Genomic DNA, 21,675 nt, shown 5'->3' on the forward strand with positions numbered 1-21,675 from the left:
TAATGCACGAGCGCAATGCTCACAACTTCCCCTTAGATTTGGCAGCAGGTGATTTTGCTCCTGTAGCTCTTAGTGCTCCTGCTATCAACGGTTAATCATAATCTGATATCCGCTCTTCACACTTATCTATAAGTAAAAGACGCTCTCCCGAAAGGGGGGCGTTTTTGCATTGGGTTAATTGGGACATTAAGCATCGCATTGGACACTTTTTTGAAGTGCAAAAATATTGATTGGTGTTGCACCAAAACTAGAACGCTATAGTTCAGAACTTAGGCAATAATGATCAAAAAGTAAATTTTACGGGTAATAATTGCTAGCAGCGCAGATAATTGCCTCAAAGCTCAAGATATAAGGATAAGCCAAGAATGATTTTACACCGTGGGCGGAAAGTGGTAGCTGCTTTGTTGCTGTCAGTGTTACTACTGACAACAGCCTGTACTGCAAAGGTACCTGGACGTTTTGATCAGGTGCAAAAAGAAAGCACTCAACAAAGAAAGGGTCAAGCGGTGACTAAGACCGCAACTCAGGGTAGCGAATTTAATAAACTTTTCCCTGATGCAGGTGATGGCTACCAGCGCGTCTATACCCAAGAGAAAAAAGGCTTTGCGGAAGCCAAGTTGAAAAAAGGCGGTAAAGAAGTAGCGTTGCTGTCTATTTCTGATACCACCAGTACACCAAGTACAGCAGCCAAGTTCTCGAAAAGCACCAAAAAAATTGGCGGTTATCCCGCAGTCGAAGTTGGTAAGACGCAAACTGCAATTTTGGTAGGAAAGTACCAAGTAAAAGCACTTTCTCGCGATTCGTCATTTACAGCTAGCGATCGCGCAGATTGGCTAGAGAAGTTTAATCTTAGTCGTCTAGCTAGCTTGAAATGAGCCGCATTACCGACATTAAAGATAACAAAACCTAAATAAGGAGATTTTTGTGAGCAAATCGATTTTTGAGTTGGTTGATCAATTGCCAACTAGTGGCTTGACCATTTCTATGTTGAATTCTCTCGATTTTGTTGCTCCTGGTCAGTGGCAAAATACTGTCGGTTTTGTCAATACTATTAAGACCGTTACTGGCGAAGACGACGAAGATTTAATTCAGCAAATTGGTGAAAGAGCGATTTATCTATTCAACGACAAATCCCAAGGATACCAAACAGCTTTGTGGCTATATCAAACCGTTGATGGTACAGATAAAGCACTTGGTGCAGCAGCTTTAGCTAACAAAGTTGGCGAAAAAATTCCTTTATTGGGTTTTTTAAATTCTGTCACTCCCAAACCTGATAAAGCCCAAACCATCGATTTGACATTGAAACTAGTCGCTGAGTTGGTAGCCTTTTGTCAAATTAACGGCATTCCTGGAGACAGTATTGGGGATTTTGTCGCCTCTTTAGGAGAGTATAGTGGCGAGTCACTCATCCGCATGGTGGCGTTAGTTTGTGTTGATGGTTTGATACCTTTGGGGCCAGACTTCATCAGCAAAGCGATATCCGGGCTTAATCAAACAAATCCACAGGAGTTAGAAAAAAACTCGACTTTTCAAAACATCAAAGATGTGATTCCAGGGGAGAATGCTGGTAGTAAACTCAATTTTATCGGCGAAAGCTTTGACTCAGTTAAAGGTTGGATGAGTGATATTGTCAGCGCCAATAATTTAACGCCACAAAAGGTAGTTGGCAACTTGCAAAGTTTTGTCGATATTGCAGATGACAAGTTAGACTACCTCGCTGCGTTCCTAGATGTAGCAACAAATTATTATGAACATACTGGCACGCAAACTTTAGCACGTCGCTTGATTGAACGGGCGGTGGCTGAAATTTAAGTTGATTGGGGGACTGGGGAGTGGGAATTTTAGATTTTAGATTTTGGATTTTAGATTGAAATTTAATCTAAAAGACGTTCGCGGACTCGCTCTACTAAGCGTTGGCGCAGCCTCTCATAGAGAAGGCTTTACGCTGCGCTGTCATCAATCCAAAATTCAAAATTGAATTGCCCAATGCCTCATGCCCCATGCCTATTAGGGTAAACGCAAATCTGCTGCGATCGCATATAAGTAAGGTTGAAAAATAGCCAAGTTTTCCAGTTTTTCAAACTTACCTGTTTGCGTACCTGGGTCAAAGGCAGTGGTAATTACGTAAAGTTTAGTGCCATCAAAGGCAACATGACTGATATGTTGCTCTTGTACTCCACCTTTTTGCTTAAGTCCGGCAAACCCATAGCGGATTCCCTGAAGCTTACCAACAGGTACTGGTTGCGGTGGGTAAGCTAAGAAAGTAATCTGTTTTCCATATTTATCCTGACGGTCTTTCGCAAAAGCAGCGTAGTTATCTTCAACCCAAGCCTTGAGTGCTGATAATACCTGGGTTTGGTATTTGGAACTTTGGTAATCCACTTGGGAACCAGCTGGTATTCCAGCTGCTATAAGTTTCTTTTGGAAATCCTCGTTGTTTGCTAATGGGTAAACGTTAATCTCAACTGTACCCAAAAGTTCCTCTTTGGAGGAGACACACAACAAAGGCGTATTTCCCTTACAAGCAGCAACTTGCCAGTTAGTTGGAGCAGCAGCATTTCCCAGGATTTTCTGCCAGATATTTCCTTCATTAGGGTTGGGAAGTTTTGCCACGGCAGGGGGTTTTACCACTTTGGGTGGAGAAAATTGGGGAAGAAAAAATTTTGCTCCCAGTGGTATTAACACCAGCAAAATAGAACCTAATAATAAATGATAAAGTCGTAACATTTTCTTGAAAATCCAGAGCCAAGGATTGCAGACTAACGATATTTACAATACTTTATGGGTATAGAGGAAGAATAAATTTATATTGCTGCGAGTTCCGCAAATGGAACTCAACAAACTATAGCGCTTCTTTGTGGAATGAGGTAGAAGATAGGGGCGCACAGCGGTGCATTACAGCTATTTTCAGGTAAATAGACCACGCGGTAGGGGCGCAAGGCCTTGCGCCCCTACGACAGATGTGGTTCAAATACATGAAAACTACTCAGGACTTACGCAAAAATAACGTAATTTCGTCATTACGAGCGATAGCGAAGTAATCCCCCCTGACGCCCTTGATTGCTTCCCTACACTCCGTTTCGGTCGCAATGACAATATCGGCGTTGCGTAAGTCCTACTACTGTAAACACACGGCTATTTGACTTGCTCTCAATAAACTTCTCTAATGAGAATATATATTGTCGGCTGTAAAAATGGAAAGGACAGAAGTTAGGTTTACCCTGCTTCTGTCCCATTTAGGATTAGTTACCGTTCACAAAGTCAAGCAAGTGGCTATGCAGGCACCATTTCCTTTTGAAATCTCATCCAATGGCGATGTTGAGCGATCGCACTGATAAAATCATCAGCTACAGACTTCAAGTCAGATTCACTAGAAGTCACCACACCCTTGTCAGAGCGCGCACCATCTTGCGACAACTTCACGCCTGCAATATCAGCCACCGATAGGAGTTCAACCCCTTCGCTAGTCGCGGCGATTGTTTTATAGTGCTTGAATGCCTCGTTAATGAAGTTAATTGCTTCTCCCTCCTGCTTGAGCGTCTTAATGCTCTGCGCTCCACCAGGTACATACACCGCATCAAACATCACAGAAGCAGCTGTGACAAAGGTCATCTCAACTGGGATTTCCTGGCCATCATCGCCTTTGATTTTACCGTCATGAGTCGCAACGATTTTCGCCTGAGCGCCCTCTTGCATTAGTGCTTGGTGGAGTGTGTTAAGTTCCTGAGCATTTACACCATCCGCCGCTAGAATTGCAATCTTGCGACTCTTAATCGTTTTTTCTGGCATTTTCTCTAGCATAGTTTGGATACTGAGCGCCGGAGATTTTTGCCCGTGATTCGGTGTGACTTCTTTAGGAACAGGTAAGCCCAGTCCTTCTGCAACGCGGGTTACCAGCTGATGATCGACAGAGTTAAATAACTCCAGCATCCGCTCTTTGACGGCGGGGTTCATCACTTTGCCCAGTTCAAAATGTGCGGCTTTCACCAAGTGTTCTTTCTCCGGATCAGACAAACTGTTCCAGAATAAAGTCGCCTGACTGAAGTGGTCTTGGAAACTAGGGCTGCGTTCTCGGATTTTATTACCTTCCATCCGCTCCTGATAGCTGACAAAGCCGCCGAGATTTTCCGGAGCCGTCATCGGGCAACCATTACCGAGGGAATTGGGATAGTAGTTCACCTTTGAAGTGGGAATGTTGTACTGCATAACGCCGTCCCGTTGGTTATTATGGAACGGACAAACGGGGCGGTTAATTGGTAGATCGGTATAATTTGCGCTTCCTAAACGGTGTACTTGCGTATCAGCGTAGGAGAAGATCCGACCTTGCAGCAGTGGGTCATCCGAGAAGTCGATGCCCGGTACAATATTGGCAGGTTGGAAAGCAACTTGTTCGGTTTCGGCAAAGTAGTTATCTGGGTTGCGGTTGAGTACCATTTTGCCGATTGGCTTTACAGGAACCAGTTCTTCGGGAATGAGCTTGGTGGAATCAAGGATATCAAAATCAAATTTAAATTCGTCCTCTTCCTCAACAATCTGCACACCGAGTTCAAATTCAGGATAATCGCCCATTTCGATCGCGTCCCCTAAATCGCGGCGATGAAAATCAGGGTCTTTTCCGCCTGCCTTCTGCGCCTCATCCCACACTATTGAATGAACGCCCAGAATCGGCTTCCAGTGAAATTTCACAAACCTTGCTTTGCCTTGTTCGTTGACAAAGCGGAAAGTGTGAATACCAAACCCTTGCATCATGCGATAACTTCTGGGAAGGGTGCGATCGGACAGTATCCACATAATCATGTGCATTGATTCCGGCATCAACGAGATAAAGTCCCAGAAGTTATCATGAGCGGTTCCCGCTTGGGGTATCTCGTTGTGCGGTTCGGGTTTCACGGCATGAATCAAGTCAGGAAACTTAATCGCATCTTGGATAAAAAATACCGGAATATTGTTGCCGACTATATCGTAGTTGCCATCTTCTGTGTAGAACCTAACAGCAAATCCACGTACATCGCGGGCGGTATCAGCTGAACCCCGGAACCCAGCAACCGTCGAAAATCGAACGAAGACCGGAGTTTTAACGGAGGGATCTTGGAGAAATTTTGCCTTTGTATACTCTGCCAGGGATTCATAAGGCTGGAAGTACCCATGAACACCTGCTCCTCGCGCATGAACTACCCGCTCTGGAATGCGCTCTCGGTCAAAGTGTGCCAGTTTCTCGCGGAAGTGAAAGTCTTCTACCAATGTGGGACCACGCGATCCAGCTTTGAGCGAATCATTTGTGTTGCTAACCCGAAGTCCCTGATTGGTGGTCAGATATTCCCCGGCTTCTTGACGAGAAGAGTCTAGATCCTTCTGCTTGCTTTGCTCGTTGATCGGATTGTGTTCAGTCATATTTAGGTGGTGTGAAGTGCTATTTAACAGTTGAATTAATACGCTACGCAAATTAATTAATTTTGTTTAGCAGGTAAATGAGTTTGCCGGGATAGGTCGTTGCCGCTCCTCATCCCTTTTAAGGTAAGTCATTCAAAGCAACTCTACTATCTTCTCTAAGATAGTACAATGGTACCTCTGACTGAAGACGGAGAGAAGCTACGCGTGTGTCATTTGCTAGTTGCTAAGTGGATTACTTACCCAGAAATCCAGAGCGCAGTCCAGCTGCTGCTTCCCTAACCGCCTGCTTCGCCTTATCTACTACTGCTCCGGTGCCAAAGAATTCATGAGTCACGCTGTTATAGTTGGTTGCCTTTACAGCGGAACCCGCCTCACGCAAACGCTTGGCGTAGGCTTCTCCTTCACTACGCAGTGGATCAATTTCTGCTGTAATCACGGTCGCAGGTGGCAGACCACGCAGGTTTTCTGTTCGCAGTGGTGAAGCATAGGGATTACTGCCATCAGATTCACTGTTTAGATATTGCCTCCAGAACCATATCATCATCGCTTTGTTGAGCGGTTTGGCGTTGGCATTCTCCTGGTAGGAAGGTGTGTCAAAGGCGTAATTGGTAACAGGGTAGATTAGCATCTGATGTACAGGCATCTTACCACCTCTGTCACGTGCCATTAAGCAGGTGACAGCTGCCAAGTTGCCACCTGCGCTCTCGCCACCGACTGCAACCTGCTTTGGGTCGCCATTAATTCGGGTAGCATTCGTTATAACCCATTGAGTTGCAGCATAAGCATCTTCCGCCGCTGCGGGAAACTTATGTTCTGGGGCTTGGCGATAGGCGACAGATACAACTATACAGTTAGCTGCATTAGTCAAAGCGCGGCACGATGAATCATAGGTATCTAAATTGGCGATTACCCAGCCGCCACCGTGGAAGTAAACTAGCACAGGGAAGGGCCCCTTTCCCTTTGGTAGATAAATGCGCGCTAGAAGATCGCCCCCCGGTCCTGGTATAAGTTGATGGTTGACATCCCCGACCATTTCCACCGCAGGTTTACGACGTTTGGCAAGCACGCCCATAACTGCATCTGCCACAGTCGGGTTGTTGCGAGCATTCATGGGCGACAATTTCTCAATGGGCGGTGCGTTAAAAGAGGTAAATTCATCTAATACGGCTTTCATCTGGGCATCAGGTGTGGATACAGCCTCTGCTGACTTTGCCAAAAGTGGATTACCTAAGGCGATCGCCACCACCCCTGACCCTGCTAGCGTGGCAAACTCTCTTCTCGATATTTTTTGATTCATAAACTCCTTAAAAAGGTACTACAGCAGAAGTACAATTTAAGTCTGACTGGTTTTTCTATCCAATTCCAGGCGACGCCGATAGCGTAGCGTTAGCGACGCAGGAGCGTCATAGCCCGTCGTAGACATCGCTACTGACATCATGTGAAGTACTGCATCATTGCCCGTCTGATACAAGTGGCTCATCTCGCAGTAAGCTTACTTCTGGATGGCATTGAAGAGACTTACTCAACCTTTAAAAAGTACCTCATCAGTATTAATCTTAAAAAGCTAGAAGCAATCCTGCCTCTAGCATTGGTCAGTAATACCTAAGTTATTCAACTGGAATAAACTACTGCTAAATGCAGATGTGATTATGAATACAAAAGAGTTAACCAAAGCGTTGGCATTGAAGCAACATGGTATTTGCTCTGTTTCGGCTGCTTGGCTATTAATTTCTCTCAAATGTTAGAAAATAATTACATACGTATTTAGTATAATAATCCTTACGCAATTGAAAATATATACGGCTAGTAGGGCTAAAAACAAATACAGCACTACTATGAACAATGTTGTTTATTTATGTATGTCTAATTACTTGTGGCTTACCAGAGGTATGTCCACGATGAAGAGATGCTGGCTGCATGTCAAATCGAAAGGCAAATTTACTTGCACTTGTTATTAGTTAAACAATTTCATCCCAAGTTAAACCCCTTTGATTATACTTGACTATATTCTGTTTAAACTTTTAGCATACCTTCATTTTTGCCTAAAACTACTTGTGTCATTTTCATTCCTCTTTAATGTGGATGAATTAATCAAGACTAAATACAAAATAAAATATTCCAGCAGAGTGGAGCCTTTAACTTTATCTGCTGGAGACTCTAAAAGTGAAATTTTCAAGAATCGACTTAGTAGCGATTACTGTTGCGACGGGCATTACCGCCACCCCAGCTACCACGAGAGGAGTTACTTCTTTCCTCACGAGGTTTAGCTTTGTTCACTTTCAAATCACGTCCCATCCACTCAGCACCATCAAGTGCATCAATGGCAGCTTGTTCTTGTGTGTCTGATTCCATTTCCACAAAAGCGAACCCACGCGGCCGGCCTGTTTCCCGATCTGTGGGTAGTTGAACACGATTTACTGTTCCGTATTCTGCAAAAGCCCGCTTCAGGTCCTCTTCTGTAACCTGATAAGACAGGTTTCCGACGTAAATTGACATAGAAATCTCCGAATTCAGGGAGTGTAGAGAGTTAAATTCGGAGAGACACTTTTTAGAAATCAAAAGGAGTTACTCAACCGAAAATAATCCTTATGTCCATGAGTTTAGCACAGCCTTCAGCCTTTGAATATCGTCTCCTAATGAATTTTATTGCCAAATAAAACTCATTAGGACAGGTCTACAGACCTTCCAACGACGGGCTTTTGTTGCTTGTACTAGATAAAGTCACACTATTAATAGCAAATCGGTATCAACTAGCGATCGCCCAGTTATTTAGTGTTTTGAAAATTAAGCTGTGGACTAAGGAGTAAAGATTATTATCGGTAGTGGGGCTAATTATACCATGACTGAGTGTTTTAAAAGCAAATTAAAAAATATTCATCCTCGCCCCATTAGCTATGCTCCAACTGCGCTAAAATCCTTTCTGCTTCCTTACACAGCACCTGATGATATTCACCGTTACTAGCCAGCAAGCCTCCCCATTGATTGATATCATCGGTGTTATACTGCAATGCAGTGCCGTCGAAGTGGGTGAATTTACCACCAGCTTCTGTTAAAATCAGTTCTGGTGCTGCTATATCCCAGTCTTTAGGCGCAGACTTACCGGAAAGTGAAATGTAGATATCTGCCTGTTGCTCGACAATGGTGGCGATTTTGCAGCCTACACTACCCACAGCTTTCTGGTTTTGACAGGGTAAGTTTTGTAGTAAGTAATCTAAGCGTTGGTTGCGGTGAGAGCGACTAACGACTAAGGTTAAATCCTCAACTCGTTTGCCTGACGACACTTGTAAAGGAACAGATCGATCACGGGTTTCTACAAATGTACCCCCACCTTTTGTCGCGTAATATAACTTTTGAGCCTCTGGTACTGCCACCACTGCTAACACTGGGCGTGTTTCCTTGACTAAAGCAATGTGAACCGCATAGTCCCCAGTTTTTTTGATAAAGTCTCGTGTGCCATCCAAAGGGTCAATTATCCATACCCAAGGGGGAGAAGGATGTGCGCCCGTACTTGGCGATTGATAGGTTTCTTCGCTGATGTAAGCAAAATCTTCATTACCCAAAGTTGCTTGTAGCCTCTGCAAAATGTATTGACTCACTGCTACATCAGCAACGGTAACAGGCTCATCCTGTTTATATTGTACTTCTAAGTTAGGGTCTTTTGCAGTACTGTGGTAATAAGATTGCAGGATATCTGCTGCTCCCCAACCTACCTCACGAGCGATCGCTAATATTTCTTGTAAGTCTTTCATTAAATTTGACCTGATATAACTTTACTAAATATAGTTTTGCGTAAAAGCGTAGTGTTTTTAATGCAGAGGAACGCATTAACATTGCATCGGGATGCATTGGCATTGTAAAGGGACGCATTCGCAATGCAGAGGAACGCATTAACGTTGCATCGGGATGCATTGGCATTGTATCGGGACGCATTCGCAATGCAGAGGAACGCATTAACGTTGCATCGGGACACATTCTACAATGCGGACGACGCATTGGCGTTGTATCGGGACGCATTCACAATGCATCGGCATACATTGGCATTGCAACGGATTACCAAATTTAATTCGCTACGAATTAATGAAATGCTGTACTAAACCGACTACTCAGCCCTTTAAATCCATCCAGCGTCGGCTACCAAAAAATTTGCACGAATCAGCAGCAATATTAGCTGCCAGTGCCAGGGCATCAGTAAAACTTTCCCTTAAAATATAATTACAAAAGGCTCCGTGAAAAATATCTCCAGCCCCTAATGTATCAACCGCTTGCACCTGTGGCACATCTACGATACCAGTTTTAGTGCAACTTAAGTATTCAATTGGTTTTTGTCCGTGGGTAATGGCGATGTCACGAATGTAAAATCCGCCCAGATAGGCAAAAACCTCCTCTTCAGTCTGGCAATTGGGGGGATAAAAATTAGCCGAACAAATGGCATAATCTACAAATGGCAGAACTTGCTCAAATCCTGCTTTCCAACTACCACCATCAATTACTACAGGGATATTCTTGGCTTTAGCCATTTGGGCTATGGAATAACTAACTGCCATCTGATGTCCATCAATGAGTACTATATCGACATTTTGCAAAATATCTGGCGGGATAGATGCGCTGCTAGCTTGAGTTTTGACAGCATTGATGGAAACTACAGCTCGTTCACCCGTGTCTTGGGTGACAATGATCGAAGAGACAGGCGGTGCTAAATCAATGCTAGGCTCAAGGTCTGCGATCGCAACTTTATAATTTGCCAAATCAGCTCGAATTAGCTGCGTCATGGGGTGAGAACCCACTACACCCAAGACTGTAGCCTGATTTCCTAAATAATTGAAAGTCACAGCCGCGTTTGTAGCTGGGCCCCCTGCTGCTACAGTATAGTCAGTAGCAACAATCTTCTGATTATTTTTAGGGGCAGACTCAGCAAGGTAAATCAAATCCAAGGTTATTAAACCTACAAATAAACCATGAGCCGATTTTGGATTTTGGATTTTGGATTTTAGATTATCCATTTATCATATATTTTCGTATAGGTGCATCAATTATTATTTTTAACTCTTAACTCTTGTACAGACGCGATTAATCGCGTCTCTCTTACTCATGCAAACCGATCCAAAACCAGGAACACTTTACATTGTCGGCACACCAATTGGCAATCTGGAAGATATTACCTTTCGGGCGGTGCGAATTTTGCAAACTGTGGATATGATTGCGGCAGAAGACACGCGTCACACAGGGAAACTGCTACAGCATTTTCAAGTTAAAACACCACAGGTGAGTTACCACGAACATAATCGTACCAGCCGCATCTCAGAATTATTAGAGCATTTAGTTAACAATAAAGCGATCGCCCTTGTGAGTGATGCTGGGATGCCAGGTATTTCCGATCCTGGATATGAACTGGTGAAAGCCTGTATTGAGGCAGGAATTCCAGTAGTTCCTATTCCTGGTGCTAGTGCAGCAATTACCGCTTTGAGTGCAGCTGGATTACCAACGGATCGGTTTGTCTTTGAAGGCTTTCTGCCAGCGAAAAGTCAACACAGACAAGAACATTTAGAATCTCTGCAAACAGAATCTCGCACATTGATTTTCTACGAATCGCCCCACCGCTTACGAGAAACTTTGCAAGACTTAGCAGACGTTTGGGGAAGTGATCGCCAAATCGTGCTAGGGCGGGAGTTAACAAAATTGTATGAGGAATTTTGGCGGGGGACAATTGCTCAAGCGATCGCTTACTACAGCGAACGAGAACCCCAAGGTGAATATACATTAGTAGTGGCAGGAATTCCACCCAGTCAGCCCCAACTGACACAAGAGCAATTGAAAGCCGAATTGAAACAGTTAATTAGTCAGGGAATATCGCGATCGCAAGCTAGCCGTCAGTTAGCAAAAGCCACTTTCCTTCCCCGTCGCCAACTCTATCAACTAGCTCTTTCTATAGTCCTTACTTCTGAGTCTTGAACAGCTAATAGGTGGATGAGTGTAAATAAATATCATATGTCATTATGCCTGCCTACTTACCGCTTTGAGAAAATCCCAATATTTGCAAAGGTTAAGATCCTACCGACTAGAAGTTATGGTTGTAGTAACTTCTAGTCAGATTTTCATGTGTGTAGGCTAGCAAAAACCGCAGGCATCACCTGAATCAACGATTACAAAGCAACCAATACTTGGATTATATAGTTAAAGTAAAGAAAGTATCAGTTAAAGTAAAGAAAGCATGACTACTATACCAAATACATTATTGTTACTAAGTTACTAAGTTATATATTCATCCTCAAAGACTACCTGGTGAATATACAAATGATATCTAAAGATTTTTAATATTAGTTCTCTAGATAGATTATAAAATTTGTCGAAAAACTTTAAGATGGAATAGTCAAGAGCAAACAAACCACATTCTCCTGAAGGAAAAATTATATGATTACTAACATTATTGCTTGGCTGGTTTTGGGTTTAATTGCAGGTGCATTAGCTAAGTTATTTTATCCTGGAACCCAAGGTGGCGGTATTCTCTCCACTATTGTCTTAGGAATCCTTGGAGCGATAGTTGGAGGTTATTTGGGTCAAACTTTGCTAGGAAGTAGTTCGGCAGCGGCTGCATCTGTAGGAGCTTTTTCCCTTGGAAGCATTTTATTTGCTGTTCTTGGTGCGATGCTACTGATTTTCCTTTGGGGTTTATTTACTCGTCGAGCTGTGTAATTACTTGATGTCTATTACCTCAAATTAGCAAACAGTCTTGGGAATCACTTCTAGTTGCAATCAACCGATAAAATGACATTAGAAAATGAGCGAAGAACCATAGGAGTTTTCGCTAAATGTTCGGATGCACAATTGGCACTTCAGGAACTAAAAGCTTCTAATTTTCCAATGCATAATATTTCTGTAATTGCACGGAATGCAGAAGACCAAAGTGATATTGCTGGTGTTGAAATTAAAGAGCGCACCGGCAATATATCCTCAAAAGATGCTGCTAGAGCCGTTACTGGTAGTGCTTTAGGCGGTGTTACTGGCTTATTAGTCGGTTTAGTCCTCTGGGTAATTCCTGGTATAGGCCGAGTCATCCTAGCCGGAGCAGAAGCAACAGCGATCGCTACCACTTTAGCAGGTGGTTTGCCTAGTATCTTGCTAAGTTTAGGAATTCCTAAAGAGCAAGCACAGGGTTACAGCGATCTTGTCTGTAAAGGTTACTATTTGGTGATAGTAACCGGTATAGACATAGAAATTCGTCTTGCTAAGAGGATTTTTAATCGCCGTGATATTCAACAGTGGGGTGTTTATCAGCCATACTCGACCCCAAATAGTCGCTATAAACAAGCAGTCGGTGTTTTTTACATCCGCCAAGACGCACAAAGAGCGCTTACTGAACTGAGATCAGCTGGCTTTCCGATGAGTCAAGTATCTATAGTTGCTAAAAATATAAGCAACCTAAGTGATATTTTTGAAGTAAATATCAGCAGTTACCAAGATAACTATACCACTTTAGGAATTCCTGATGAGCTAGCTAAATATTATGAGCATCAGGTGTTCCTTGACCATTACCTAGTAGTTCTAAAAGGCACTGATATCTACATAGCAGGTGCAAGAGCTATTTTAGAAAGTAATAACATCCAACATTTTAGTATCTATAGCCAATTTGAACTTGATGCCGCTAGAAGCGATCGCCAGATTACTACTAACTTCTAGTTAAACCTCAAGTTAATTTCAAAAGGTTTGATGGCATATCGTGATTGTGCATATTTCGGTAAGTTTATAGTAAAAATATATTTATATAAATATAAATTCCCTTTTGAAACCTTAACTTACCACTAGAACACTGCTTGCAATAACTTACCTTTTGCATAATTTTGGTCTTGCTAGATTAATTATTGTACTCATAAAAACTACCATTTTTTAGTTAAAGTCTGTTTTAAATTTATAATTTAATAATTAATTATCCACTGCCAGATTAAATTAAAAAACCAAGTGACTACTTTTTTTGAATGAAAAAAGTCATACTGTTTCAATGTTTAAACTTCAGCTATAGCAATCTTAAATAAGTTATAAGAAAATTCACCTCCCGACGCTTTGAGGAGCCAGTGTGGTCTAGGAGGTTTCCACGCCACTTGACGCCAGTCGCCTCAAGTTAGGAAGCCCGCCCGCGCTGGCTCCTTTATGCCGGAGAACCCGTTTACCGCAGTGGCTTCATATTAGCTACTGGCGTTCTCCGGCGAGCTACTCTTGTTGCATCTCGCGTGGGACACAGGGGGTCGCAATAATTTTAAATTCTGCGCGTTTGATTTAGGACTGCTAAAGATATCAAAATGTTATTAAATGATATAATTAGTATTATTTTTTTACAAAAAGGTTGTATTTATAAAGGTATTTATATATTAAGATACAATTAATATTGTTTAACGTGTAAAAAATTAGACATATGCCACGTTAACTAAATATTATAAATCTGTATAACTAAAACATAATCCGAAGAGTGCCAAAAATATAAATAATTGGAATAACTGCCTGGAATAATGTTTAACCGTTTGAAGATTGGAACCAAGATTGGAGTAAGTTTTGCCCTGAGTTTGGCAACTCTGACCACCATTGGTTTAATCTCCTACCAAAGCACCAATGACCTAATTGAAACTTCGGTCAATGAAAGCCATACCTACCAGGTGCTAAGTCAACTCGAAGACCTGAACTTGCAACTAACCAATGCTGAGACTGGGCAACGTGGTTACGTAATTACTGGAAGACATAACTATCTGGAACCTTATAATGCTGCCATTAATGTATTGGATCAAAAAGTCAACGAACTTCAGAGATTAACGGAAGATAACCCCAACCAACAGCGGCGACTGGATATTTTACAGCCACTAATTGCTAAGAAGCTAGCCGAACTTAAAGAAACCATTGACTTGCGCCAAAATCAAAGCTTTGAAGCTTCCCAGAACGTTGTGCTGACAGACCAGGGTAAGCAACTGATGAGTGAAATCCGCAAAGTCATTTTGGCAATGGAAAATGAGGAGAATGTACTCCTGAAGCAGCGCTCTCAAAGGGCACAAGCAGCTGCTAAAAAAACACTCGCTAGCATTATCTATAGTATTCCCCTATTTTCTTTGATCTTGGTTCTGATCGGATTCATCCTGACTAGACATATCTCAGTACCGCTGAAGCGAGTTTCGGAATCGGCAGAAAAGTTAGCGGATGGGGATTTATCGGTAAGTTTACCACATAGTGATCGCCATGATGAAATTGGCGTATTGACGCGCACCTTCAATCAGATGATCGTTAATCTGCGAAACACAACTCGAAAAAATGACGAGCAAAATTGGCTAAAGTCTAATTTGGCTGAATTTACCCAGATGCTCCAAGGGCATCGAAATCTAGAAAGTGTGTCTCGCCTGATATTGTCGAATTTAGCACCAATGGTTGGGGCATCGCAGGGCGTTTTTTATTTTATGGACTCAATAGACGACGAGCCTATATTGAAGTTGTTGAGTAGTTATGCTTATAAAGAGCGGAAAAATCTGGCAAATCAGTTTCGTTTGGGTGAGGGACTGGTGGGACAATCTGCCCTAGAAAAACAAAGAATCCTCCTAACGGAAGTTCCTAGTGACTATATCCGCATCAGTTCAGGCTTGGGAGAAGCTCCACCGCTAAATATTATTGTGTTGCCTATACTGTTTGAGACGCAGGTGAGTGCTGTAATTGAACTTGCCTCTTTTGGGCCTTTTAACGAGTTGCACCTGAGATTTCTAGAGCAATTGAGTGAAAATCTGGGTGTGTTTTTGAATAACATCGCCTCACAATTGCAAACTCAGCAACTACTTGAAGAGTCTGTTACTTTAACAGAGGAACTGCAAAGCCAGCAAGATGAACTACAGCAGAGCAATCAACGCCTGGAAGAGCAGGCGCAGGAGTTAGAAGAATCACAATTTATTGTCAAGCAGTCTAACGAGGAATTACAACAACTAAATGAAGAGTTAGAAGAAAAGGCAGAATTGTTAGAAGTTCAAAATCGGGAAGTTGCTCGCAAGAACCAGGAAGTTGAGCGGGCAAGGCAGTCTTTGGAAGAAAAAGCTGAACAACTAGCGTTGTCTTCCAAATATAAGTCGGAATTTCTCGCAAATATGTCCCACGAGTTACGGACACCGCTAAATAGCCTGTTAATTTTAGCAAGGCTGTTAGCAGATAACTCTCTTAGCAACTTGACCGAGAAACAGGTAGAGTACAGTCGGACTATTTACTCCGCTGGAACTGATTTGCTGGAGTTGATTAATGACATTCTAGATTTGGCAAAAATTGAGTCAGGTACTATGGTGCTCGATATTGAGCAAATTGCTTTTGCAGATTTAGAGACATCTATAGAGCACACTTTTCGGCAAGTTGCCCACAATAAACAACTCAGTTTTACTATTGAACTGGATAAGAAGTTACCCCCGACAATTTCTAACGACTCCAAACGTCTGCAACAAGTGCTGAAAAATCTCCTGGCTAACGCCTTTAAATTTACTGAAAAGGGAGGCGTGAAGTTACAAATTAGTATGTCTTCTGAAGCAGATCAATTCCATAATCCGATGATTGCTTTTGCAGTTAGTGATACGGGCATAGGCATTGCAGTCGAGAAGCAGAAGATTGTTTTCGAGGCCTTTCAGCAGGCAGATGGCACAACCAGCCGCAAGTACGGGGGAACTGGCTTGGGCTTGTCCATCAGCCGCGAACTGGCTCAACTTTTGGGGGGGAGAATTGAACTAGTCAGCCAACCAGGACAGGGAAGCACCTTTACTCTTTACTTACCCAAGCGACAGGAAAATAATGATAAAAATCCTCTCACCACAGCACCCCCTGAGCAAACTACCTCTATCCGCACAGCATCGACCATAAAAGAAGTGCCAATGGTCGAAAACAGATCCACTGTGGACACTTCTCCAACCGCGAAAGTACTTACCACCTTGGCCAACGAAATCCCAGATGACCGGGAAATGATTCAACCGGGCGATCGCATTTTGTTGATTATTGAGGATGACGATAAATTTGCCCGGATCTTACTAGATATGGCCCGTGAGCAGGGTTTTAAAACCATTGTTGCTTTACAGAGCAAACAAGGGCTAGCACTAGCGCAACAGTTTAAGCCCGATGCGATTATGCTAGATATCCATATGCCAGAGATGGATGGTTGGACGGTGCTCGATCGTCTGAAACATAAGCCAGACACCAGACACATCCCAGTACATATCCTTTCTGTTGATGAAAGACAGCAACGGGGATTACAGCTAGGAGCGATTACCTATCTCCAAAAACCCGTCTCTCCAGAAGCGCTAACTCAGGTATTGACTGAGATTAAAGGCTTTATTGAGCGTCAGGTAAAAAATCTCCTAATTGTAGAAGATGACCCCGTACAAGCCCAAAGTATTATCGAACTGATCGGTAATGGTGATGTCCAGAGTACAGCAGTGGGTACGGGGGCAGAAGCACTTTTGATTTTGCGATCGCATCACTTTGATTGTATGGTATTGGATCTCGGTCTGCCCGATATGAGCGGGTTTGCACTAATTGAGCAGATAAAGCTTGAACCCAGGCTTTTGAAACTGCCGATCATTATCTACACCGGCAAAGAACTCAGCCGACGAGAAGAAACCCAACTGCGGGGACTAGCAGAGACTATTATCATTAAAAATGTGCGATCGCCAGAGCGGTTGTTAGATGAAACTGCCCTATTTTTGCATCGGGTGCAAGCAAATTTGCCCCCACCAAAGCGTCAAATGCTAGAGCAACTACACCAAACTGATCCGGTGCTAGCTAATCGGAAAATTTTGATTGTGGATGATGACCTGCGAAATATTTTTGCCCTTACCAGCTTTTTAGAAAGCTATCAAATGCAAGTGCTGTTTGCCGAAAATGGCAGAGATGGCATAGAGAAGCTGCAAGCTAATCCTGACATTAATATAGTTTTGATGGATATCATGATGCCGGAAATGGATGGTTACGAAACCACCCGCGCCATCCACCAGCAACAACAGTTTCGCTCACTACCAATAATCGCTTTAACTGCTAAAGCCATGCCAGGCGATCGTGAAAAGTGCATCGAAGCTGGAGCCTCTGACTACATCACCAAACCTGTAGATACTGAGCAACTGCTTTCACTACTCCGGGTTTGGCTGTATCGCTAAGTACAGCATTTCATTAATTAGTAGCGAATTAAATTTGGCAATACCTGGCAATGCCAATGCATCGAGATGCAATGTCAATGCGTCCCGATACAATGTTAATGTGTCCCCCTGCAATGCCAATGCATCGGCTGCAATGTTAATGTGTCCCCCTGCAATGCCAATGCATCTCAATGCATTAAAAACGCTACGCTTTTACGCAAAACTGTACTAAGGGAGTAAGGAATCAGGGTAGGGGGCAGGGAGAGAAAAAGTTTTCTGTAACCCAGTTTGGAAGCTCGAACTATTTATATTTAGGACTTACGCAAAAAACCTCTCAAACTCTCATTCCTCCGTGTACTCTGTGTCTCTGTGGTTCGTTCTTTCATGACCCGTGCCTAAGTCCTGATATTGTAATCTCAGTACAGAAATTTTAGAGATGTTAAAAACCCACACTTTACCCGATGAAGGGGTGAGTGTGGGTAATTTATGCCTGTAACACGAATGACAGTCTTTTATCGGTTAGCGGAACATACTACTGACTGAAGTATCTTCATGAATCCGCCAGATAGTTTCTCCTAACAGATTAGCTACTGACAGCACCACTAATTGTGGAAAACGATTGTTTTCTGCTATGGGAATCGTATTGGTGACAATGACTTCCTCAAACAAACCACTGGACAACCGCTCCCTCGCTGGTGGAGAGAACACTGCATGAGTTGCACAGGCGTATACTTGACGCGCTCCTTCTTCACGCAGTAATCGCGCTCCTTCTGCGATCGTGCCCCCAGTGTCGATCATGTCATCCACCAACACTGCCGTTTTGCCTTTAACATCGCCGATGACATTTAACACTTCTGCAACATTATGTGCCTGACGACGTTTGTCAATAATTGCCAGTGGAGCATCATTCAGTTTTTTCGCAAATGCTCTGGCTCGTGCTACACCGCCAACATCGGGGGAAACAACCACAAGATCGGGCAGTTCTTTGCTTGTGAGATAATCCAGCAATACTGGCGAACCGTAAACATGGTCAAAGGGGATATCGAAATAGCCTTGAATTTGAGCCGAGTGTAAATCCATTGCTAGAACGCGATTGGCACCTGCTTCGGTAACCAAGTTAGCAACCAGCTTGGCGGTTATTGACTCTCGTCCTGCCGTTTTGCGATCGGCACGGGCATAGCCATAGTAGGGAATTACTGCCGTCACCTGTCGCGCAGAAGCTCGACGACAGGCGTCAACCATAATCATTAATTCCATCAAATTATCGTTTACGGGTTGACAAGATGGCTGGATTAAATAGACATCACAACCCCGAATTGATTCTTGGATTTGAATGTAAAGTTCTCCATCCGCAAATCTTTTGCGAATCATTGGCCCCAAGTCCATGCCCAGATAACGAGCGACTTCTTGAGACAGTTGTACATTGGCAGAGCCAGAAAACAGCCGCAGGCGATGATTATCGGTCAGTCCTGTTGCAGATGGTTGCATTTTGAAAGTTGCAGAACTGAGTACAGCAGATCCTCTATGTGCATTCATAGCAATATTATCATTAGAGATTTAGTAGATTTAATCAGGAAATCGCCTAAAAAAACATTTGTAAGTTTTGTTGAAGATTTCATACAAAATTTAAACATTTTTCCATACAATTATCATTTGCTAACTGTCTAATTTTCTTGGCAAGCAAACTATTGATAGCTTAACGGACATCAAGTCCGTCCACTAGGTCTATACTTCAAGTTTTTTAGGTTGAGGTAAATGACCCTAATCTCTTTAAAGATTGGTGTGATAGATTGCTTCTTCTAACTACCTCATTTATAACTGACAGTAAAGCATTTACAACTTAAGTAATATTGAACTTTGTTTTTAGACAGCAGAACACTTGCGACTAAGTGTTAAACAGGTATCTGATTATATTCTATGATACTAGCGGTAAATAAATAAACTAGCAGACTTAATTTTTAGTTTTAATTAACCCAATAAATTCCCAGATAACATTGGTATTTATACCAGTTTTTTCTGAAATCCTTGCTAGATAAAGGGACTATTCTATGTAGGCTCACATAGAATTGGTATTAACAAACTCTCACTTGCGTGGGTTCTGGTGCAGGGCTGACAGCAGTTCCAAGCGTTCAGAGAAGAAGAAAAGGGGCAGGGGGCAAGGGAGAGGACCCGATACATAAATTACTCTAAACACTTAAGAGAGTTGCGTAAGACACTTGAAGTGTGACTTTGCGTATACTCCTAACTATTATGTAAGGTAAAATATCGCTGCATGTGACTGTGTCGCCTCTTGGACTTAATCTTTGTGGGTGACTTCCTCCTCAGTTGCTAATACACTCAATCAATCGATCATGCAACCACCGATTAAAGTTGGCACTGTCTTGCAAAACCGTTACCGCATAATTCAAATTCTCGGACAAGGAGGATTTGGTAGAACCTATCTGGCAGAAGACCAGAGGCGCTTTAACGAACTTTGCGCGATCAAGGAATTGATTTCAACAGCAACGGAGGCTTTGGCTTGGAAGAAGGCACAAGAGCTTTTTCACCGAGAAGCTGCCATTTTATATCAAATCGAACACCCACAAGTGCCTAAATTCCGGGAAAGATTTGAGCAAGACCAACGCTTATTTTTGGTGGAGGACTACGTTGCAGGTCAGACGTACCGAACTCTACTCGCTGAACGTCAAGCTGTGGGTAAAACCTTTACAGAGGCTGAAGTATTGCAGCTAATAAAGTTGTTGTTGCCTGTTTTAGAGCATATTCACAGTCGAGGGATTATTCACCGAGATATCTCCCCAGAAAATATTATTTTGCGAGATAGTGACGCTAAACCTGTATTAATTGACTTTGGGGTGGTAAAGGAACTGGCAGAGCGTTTACGATCGCCAAATAGCCCAATGCCAGAAACCACTGTGGGAAAATTAGGCTACTCTCCTAGTGAACAAATGCAAACAGGGGGAGCTTATCCTAGTAGTGACTTGTATGCATTAGCGGTGAGTGCGATTGTTTTGCTGACTGGTAAAGAACCAAGGGATCTATTTGACGAAAACCAACTAACTTGGAATTGGCAGCGGTGGGTAAGAGTGAATCCGCGATTTGCTATAGTGTTGAATCGAATGTTGAATCATATACCGAGCGATCGCTACCAAAGTGCTGCTAATGTATCCCAAGCACTGCAATCTTTGGCTCAACCCAGTGTCTCTACCCCTAATAATGTATCCAACTTGGAAACAATGGCTGTTGGTCGCCGGCCTAACTTAGTACCACCAACTGCTTCGCCCAAGAAGAAACAACCCGCTCCTGTGATTCCACCAAGTAATACTAGCTCAATCTTGGATAATCCGTTAGCGATCGCAGCAATTGCCATTGCTGTAGTGATCATCGCCGGATTTGGTTCTTGGGCATTGGTAAGTTCCATCCGCAATCAGTCAAAACCATCAGCAAGTGAGACACTTCCACAAAATTTCCCTTCACCAGTGATTTCTGGTGGTACTACATTCACATCCACACCCACCAACGATCAACCTGTTGTATCTAGTAGGCGGCTCAATCTGCAAGCATCTAATAACACAGCTACGGTTAAAGATACTCTCAAAACAAATCAAATAATCCGCTACACTTTTTTTGGGCAAGAAGGTGACAAGTTAACTGCGTTTCTTGACCCAGGAAGCAGCGTTTTGCTAACAGTCTTCAGTCCCAATCAACAACCAATTGATCAGAATATCCAGCAAGTAACATCTTATGAAGGTACATTGCTGGTTACTGGTAGATATACTATTGAGTTAACACTGCTTTCAGGAGTTGCCGAAAGCAATTACAACCTCAATGTTGCATTAGAAAAAACAGTCAGACCAACACCGACAGAGACACCTCTGCCAATTCCGACAGAAACACCCTTACCAATACCGACACAAACACCTAACCCAATTCCGACAGAGACACCTAACCCAATTCCAACAGAGACACCCCTGCCATTTCCGACAGAAACACCCTTGCCAATTCCGACACAAACACCTAACCCAATACCGACAGAAACACCCCTGCCATTTCCGACAGAGACACCCCTACCAATTCCGACACAAACACCTAACCCAATTCCTACAACTGGTGAAACGCCAACTTTTCCGCCGACTGATGGAACACAACCATTTTCTGGCCAATGAAA

General features: G+C 43.0%; 16 protein-coding genes and 1 pseudogene. 8 read left to right on the forward strand and 9 right to left on the reverse strand.

Going from position 1 to position 21,675, the window contains the following annotated elements:
* The 3 genes and pseudogenes from V7K40_RS01670 to V7K40_RS01680 form a co-directional block, all read left to right on the forward strand.
* Positions 1–95 (forward strand): annotated as a pseudogene (locus V7K40_RS01670) (photosystem II protein D1); the annotation flags it as partial.
* 270 nt (positions 96–365) lie between these two features.
* Complete coding sequence (locus tag V7K40_RS01675; RefSeq protein WP_334956120.1) at positions 366–875, forward strand: hypothetical protein; 510 nt, start codon at positions 366–368, stop codon at positions 873–875.
* 49 nt (positions 876–924) lie between these two features.
* Positions 925–1,812: a hypothetical protein gene (locus V7K40_RS01680; RefSeq protein ID WP_334956122.1), complete on the forward strand. Its 888-nt coding sequence runs from the start codon at positions 925–927 to the stop codon at positions 1,810–1,812.
* A 195-nt stretch (positions 1,813–2,007) separates the two neighbouring features.
* Here V7K40_RS01680 and V7K40_RS01685 read toward each other — a convergent pair whose 3' ends face one another.
* From V7K40_RS01685 to V7K40_RS01720, 8 genes are all read right to left on the reverse strand, one after another.
* On the reverse strand, positions 2,008–2,727 hold the full coding sequence (locus V7K40_RS01685) for a hypothetical protein (RefSeq protein WP_334956124.1): 720 nt from the start codon (positions 2,725–2,727) through the stop codon (positions 2,008–2,010).
* 546 nt (positions 2,728–3,273) lie between these two features.
* Positions 3,274–5,391: a catalase gene (locus V7K40_RS01690; protein ID WP_334956126.1), complete on the reverse strand. Its 2,118-nt coding sequence runs from the start codon at positions 5,389–5,391 to the stop codon at positions 3,274–3,276.
* 232 nt (positions 5,392–5,623) lie between these two features.
* Complete coding sequence (locus V7K40_RS01695) at positions 5,624–6,688, reverse strand: alpha/beta hydrolase (protein ID WP_334956128.1); 1,065 nt, start codon at positions 6,686–6,688, stop codon at positions 5,624–5,626.
* A 36-nt stretch (positions 6,689–6,724) separates the two neighbouring features.
* A complete protein-coding gene (locus tag V7K40_RS01700; protein WP_334956130.1) occupies positions 6,725–6,871 on the reverse strand; it encodes a hypothetical protein in 147 nt (48 codons plus the stop codon).
* A 704-nt stretch (positions 6,872–7,575) separates the two neighbouring features.
* Positions 7,576–7,887 (reverse strand): RNA-binding protein, encoded by a 312-nt coding sequence (locus V7K40_RS01705; protein WP_334956132.1) that lies wholly within the window; start codon positions 7,885–7,887, stop codon positions 7,576–7,578.
* A gap of 392 nt (positions 7,888–8,279) precedes the next feature.
* Positions 8,280–9,140 (reverse strand): 3'(2'),5'-bisphosphate nucleotidase CysQ, encoded by an 861-nt coding sequence (locus tag V7K40_RS01710; RefSeq protein ID WP_334956134.1) that lies wholly within the window; start codon positions 9,138–9,140, stop codon positions 8,280–8,282.
* Positions 9,103–9,405 carry a hypothetical protein gene (locus tag V7K40_RS01715; RefSeq protein ID WP_334956136.1) on the reverse strand — a complete coding sequence of 101 codons (303 nt, stop codon included), beginning with the start codon at positions 9,403–9,405 and terminating at the stop codon, positions 9,103–9,105. Before V7K40_RS01715 ends, V7K40_RS01710 begins: the two co-directional genes overlap by 38 nt.
* An 89-nt stretch (positions 9,406–9,494) precedes the next feature.
* Positions 9,495–10,391 carry a sugar kinase gene (locus V7K40_RS01720; RefSeq protein ID WP_334956138.1) on the reverse strand — a complete coding sequence of 299 codons (897 nt, stop codon included), beginning with the start codon at positions 10,389–10,391 and terminating at the stop codon, positions 9,495–9,497.
* 88 nt (positions 10,392–10,479) lie between these two features.
* Here V7K40_RS01720 and rsmI point away from each other — a divergent pair, with 88 nt between their 5' ends.
* The 4 genes from rsmI (at position 10,480) to V7K40_RS01740 (ending at position 17,531) form a co-directional block, all read left to right on the forward strand.
* On the forward strand, positions 10,480–11,340 hold the full coding sequence (gene rsmI / locus V7K40_RS01725) for a 16S rRNA (cytidine(1402)-2'-O)-methyltransferase (RefSeq protein ID WP_334956140.1): 861 nt from the start codon (positions 10,480–10,482) through the stop codon (positions 11,338–11,340).
* A 459-nt stretch (positions 11,341–11,799) separates the two neighbouring features.
* Positions 11,800–12,081 carry a GlsB/YeaQ/YmgE family stress response membrane protein gene (locus V7K40_RS01730; RefSeq protein ID WP_334956142.1) on the forward strand — a complete coding sequence of 94 codons (282 nt, stop codon included), beginning with the start codon at positions 11,800–11,802 and terminating at the stop codon, positions 12,079–12,081.
* Between the two features lie 72 nt (positions 12,082–12,153).
* Positions 12,154–13,065 carry a hypothetical protein gene (locus tag V7K40_RS01735; protein WP_334956144.1) on the forward strand — a complete coding sequence of 304 codons (912 nt, stop codon included), beginning with the start codon at positions 12,154–12,156 and terminating at the stop codon, positions 13,063–13,065.
* 824 nt (positions 13,066–13,889) lie between these two features.
* Complete coding sequence (locus tag V7K40_RS01740; protein WP_334956146.1) at positions 13,890–17,531, forward strand: response regulator; 3,642 nt, start codon at positions 13,890–13,892, stop codon at positions 17,529–17,531.
* A gap of 498 nt (positions 17,532–18,029) precedes the next feature.
* Here V7K40_RS01740 and V7K40_RS01745 read toward each other — a convergent pair whose 3' ends face one another.
* Positions 18,030–19,046, reverse strand: coding sequence for a ribose-phosphate pyrophosphokinase (locus tag V7K40_RS01745; RefSeq protein ID WP_334956148.1), 1,017 nt, complete (start codon positions 19,044–19,046; stop codon positions 18,030–18,032).
* Positions 19,047–19,861: 815 nt separating this feature from the next.
* Here V7K40_RS01745 and V7K40_RS01750 point away from each other — a divergent pair.
* Positions 19,862–21,673, forward strand: coding sequence for a protein kinase (locus V7K40_RS01750; protein WP_334956150.1), 1,812 nt, complete (start codon positions 19,862–19,864; stop codon positions 21,671–21,673).
* Positions 21,674–21,675: the final 2 nt, after the last annotated feature.

Origin of the sequence: Nostoc sp. (assembly GCF_036917195.1) — a bacterium.
Taxonomy (GTDB): Bacteria; Cyanobacteriota; Cyanobacteriia; order Cyanobacteriales; family Nostocaceae; genus Nostoc.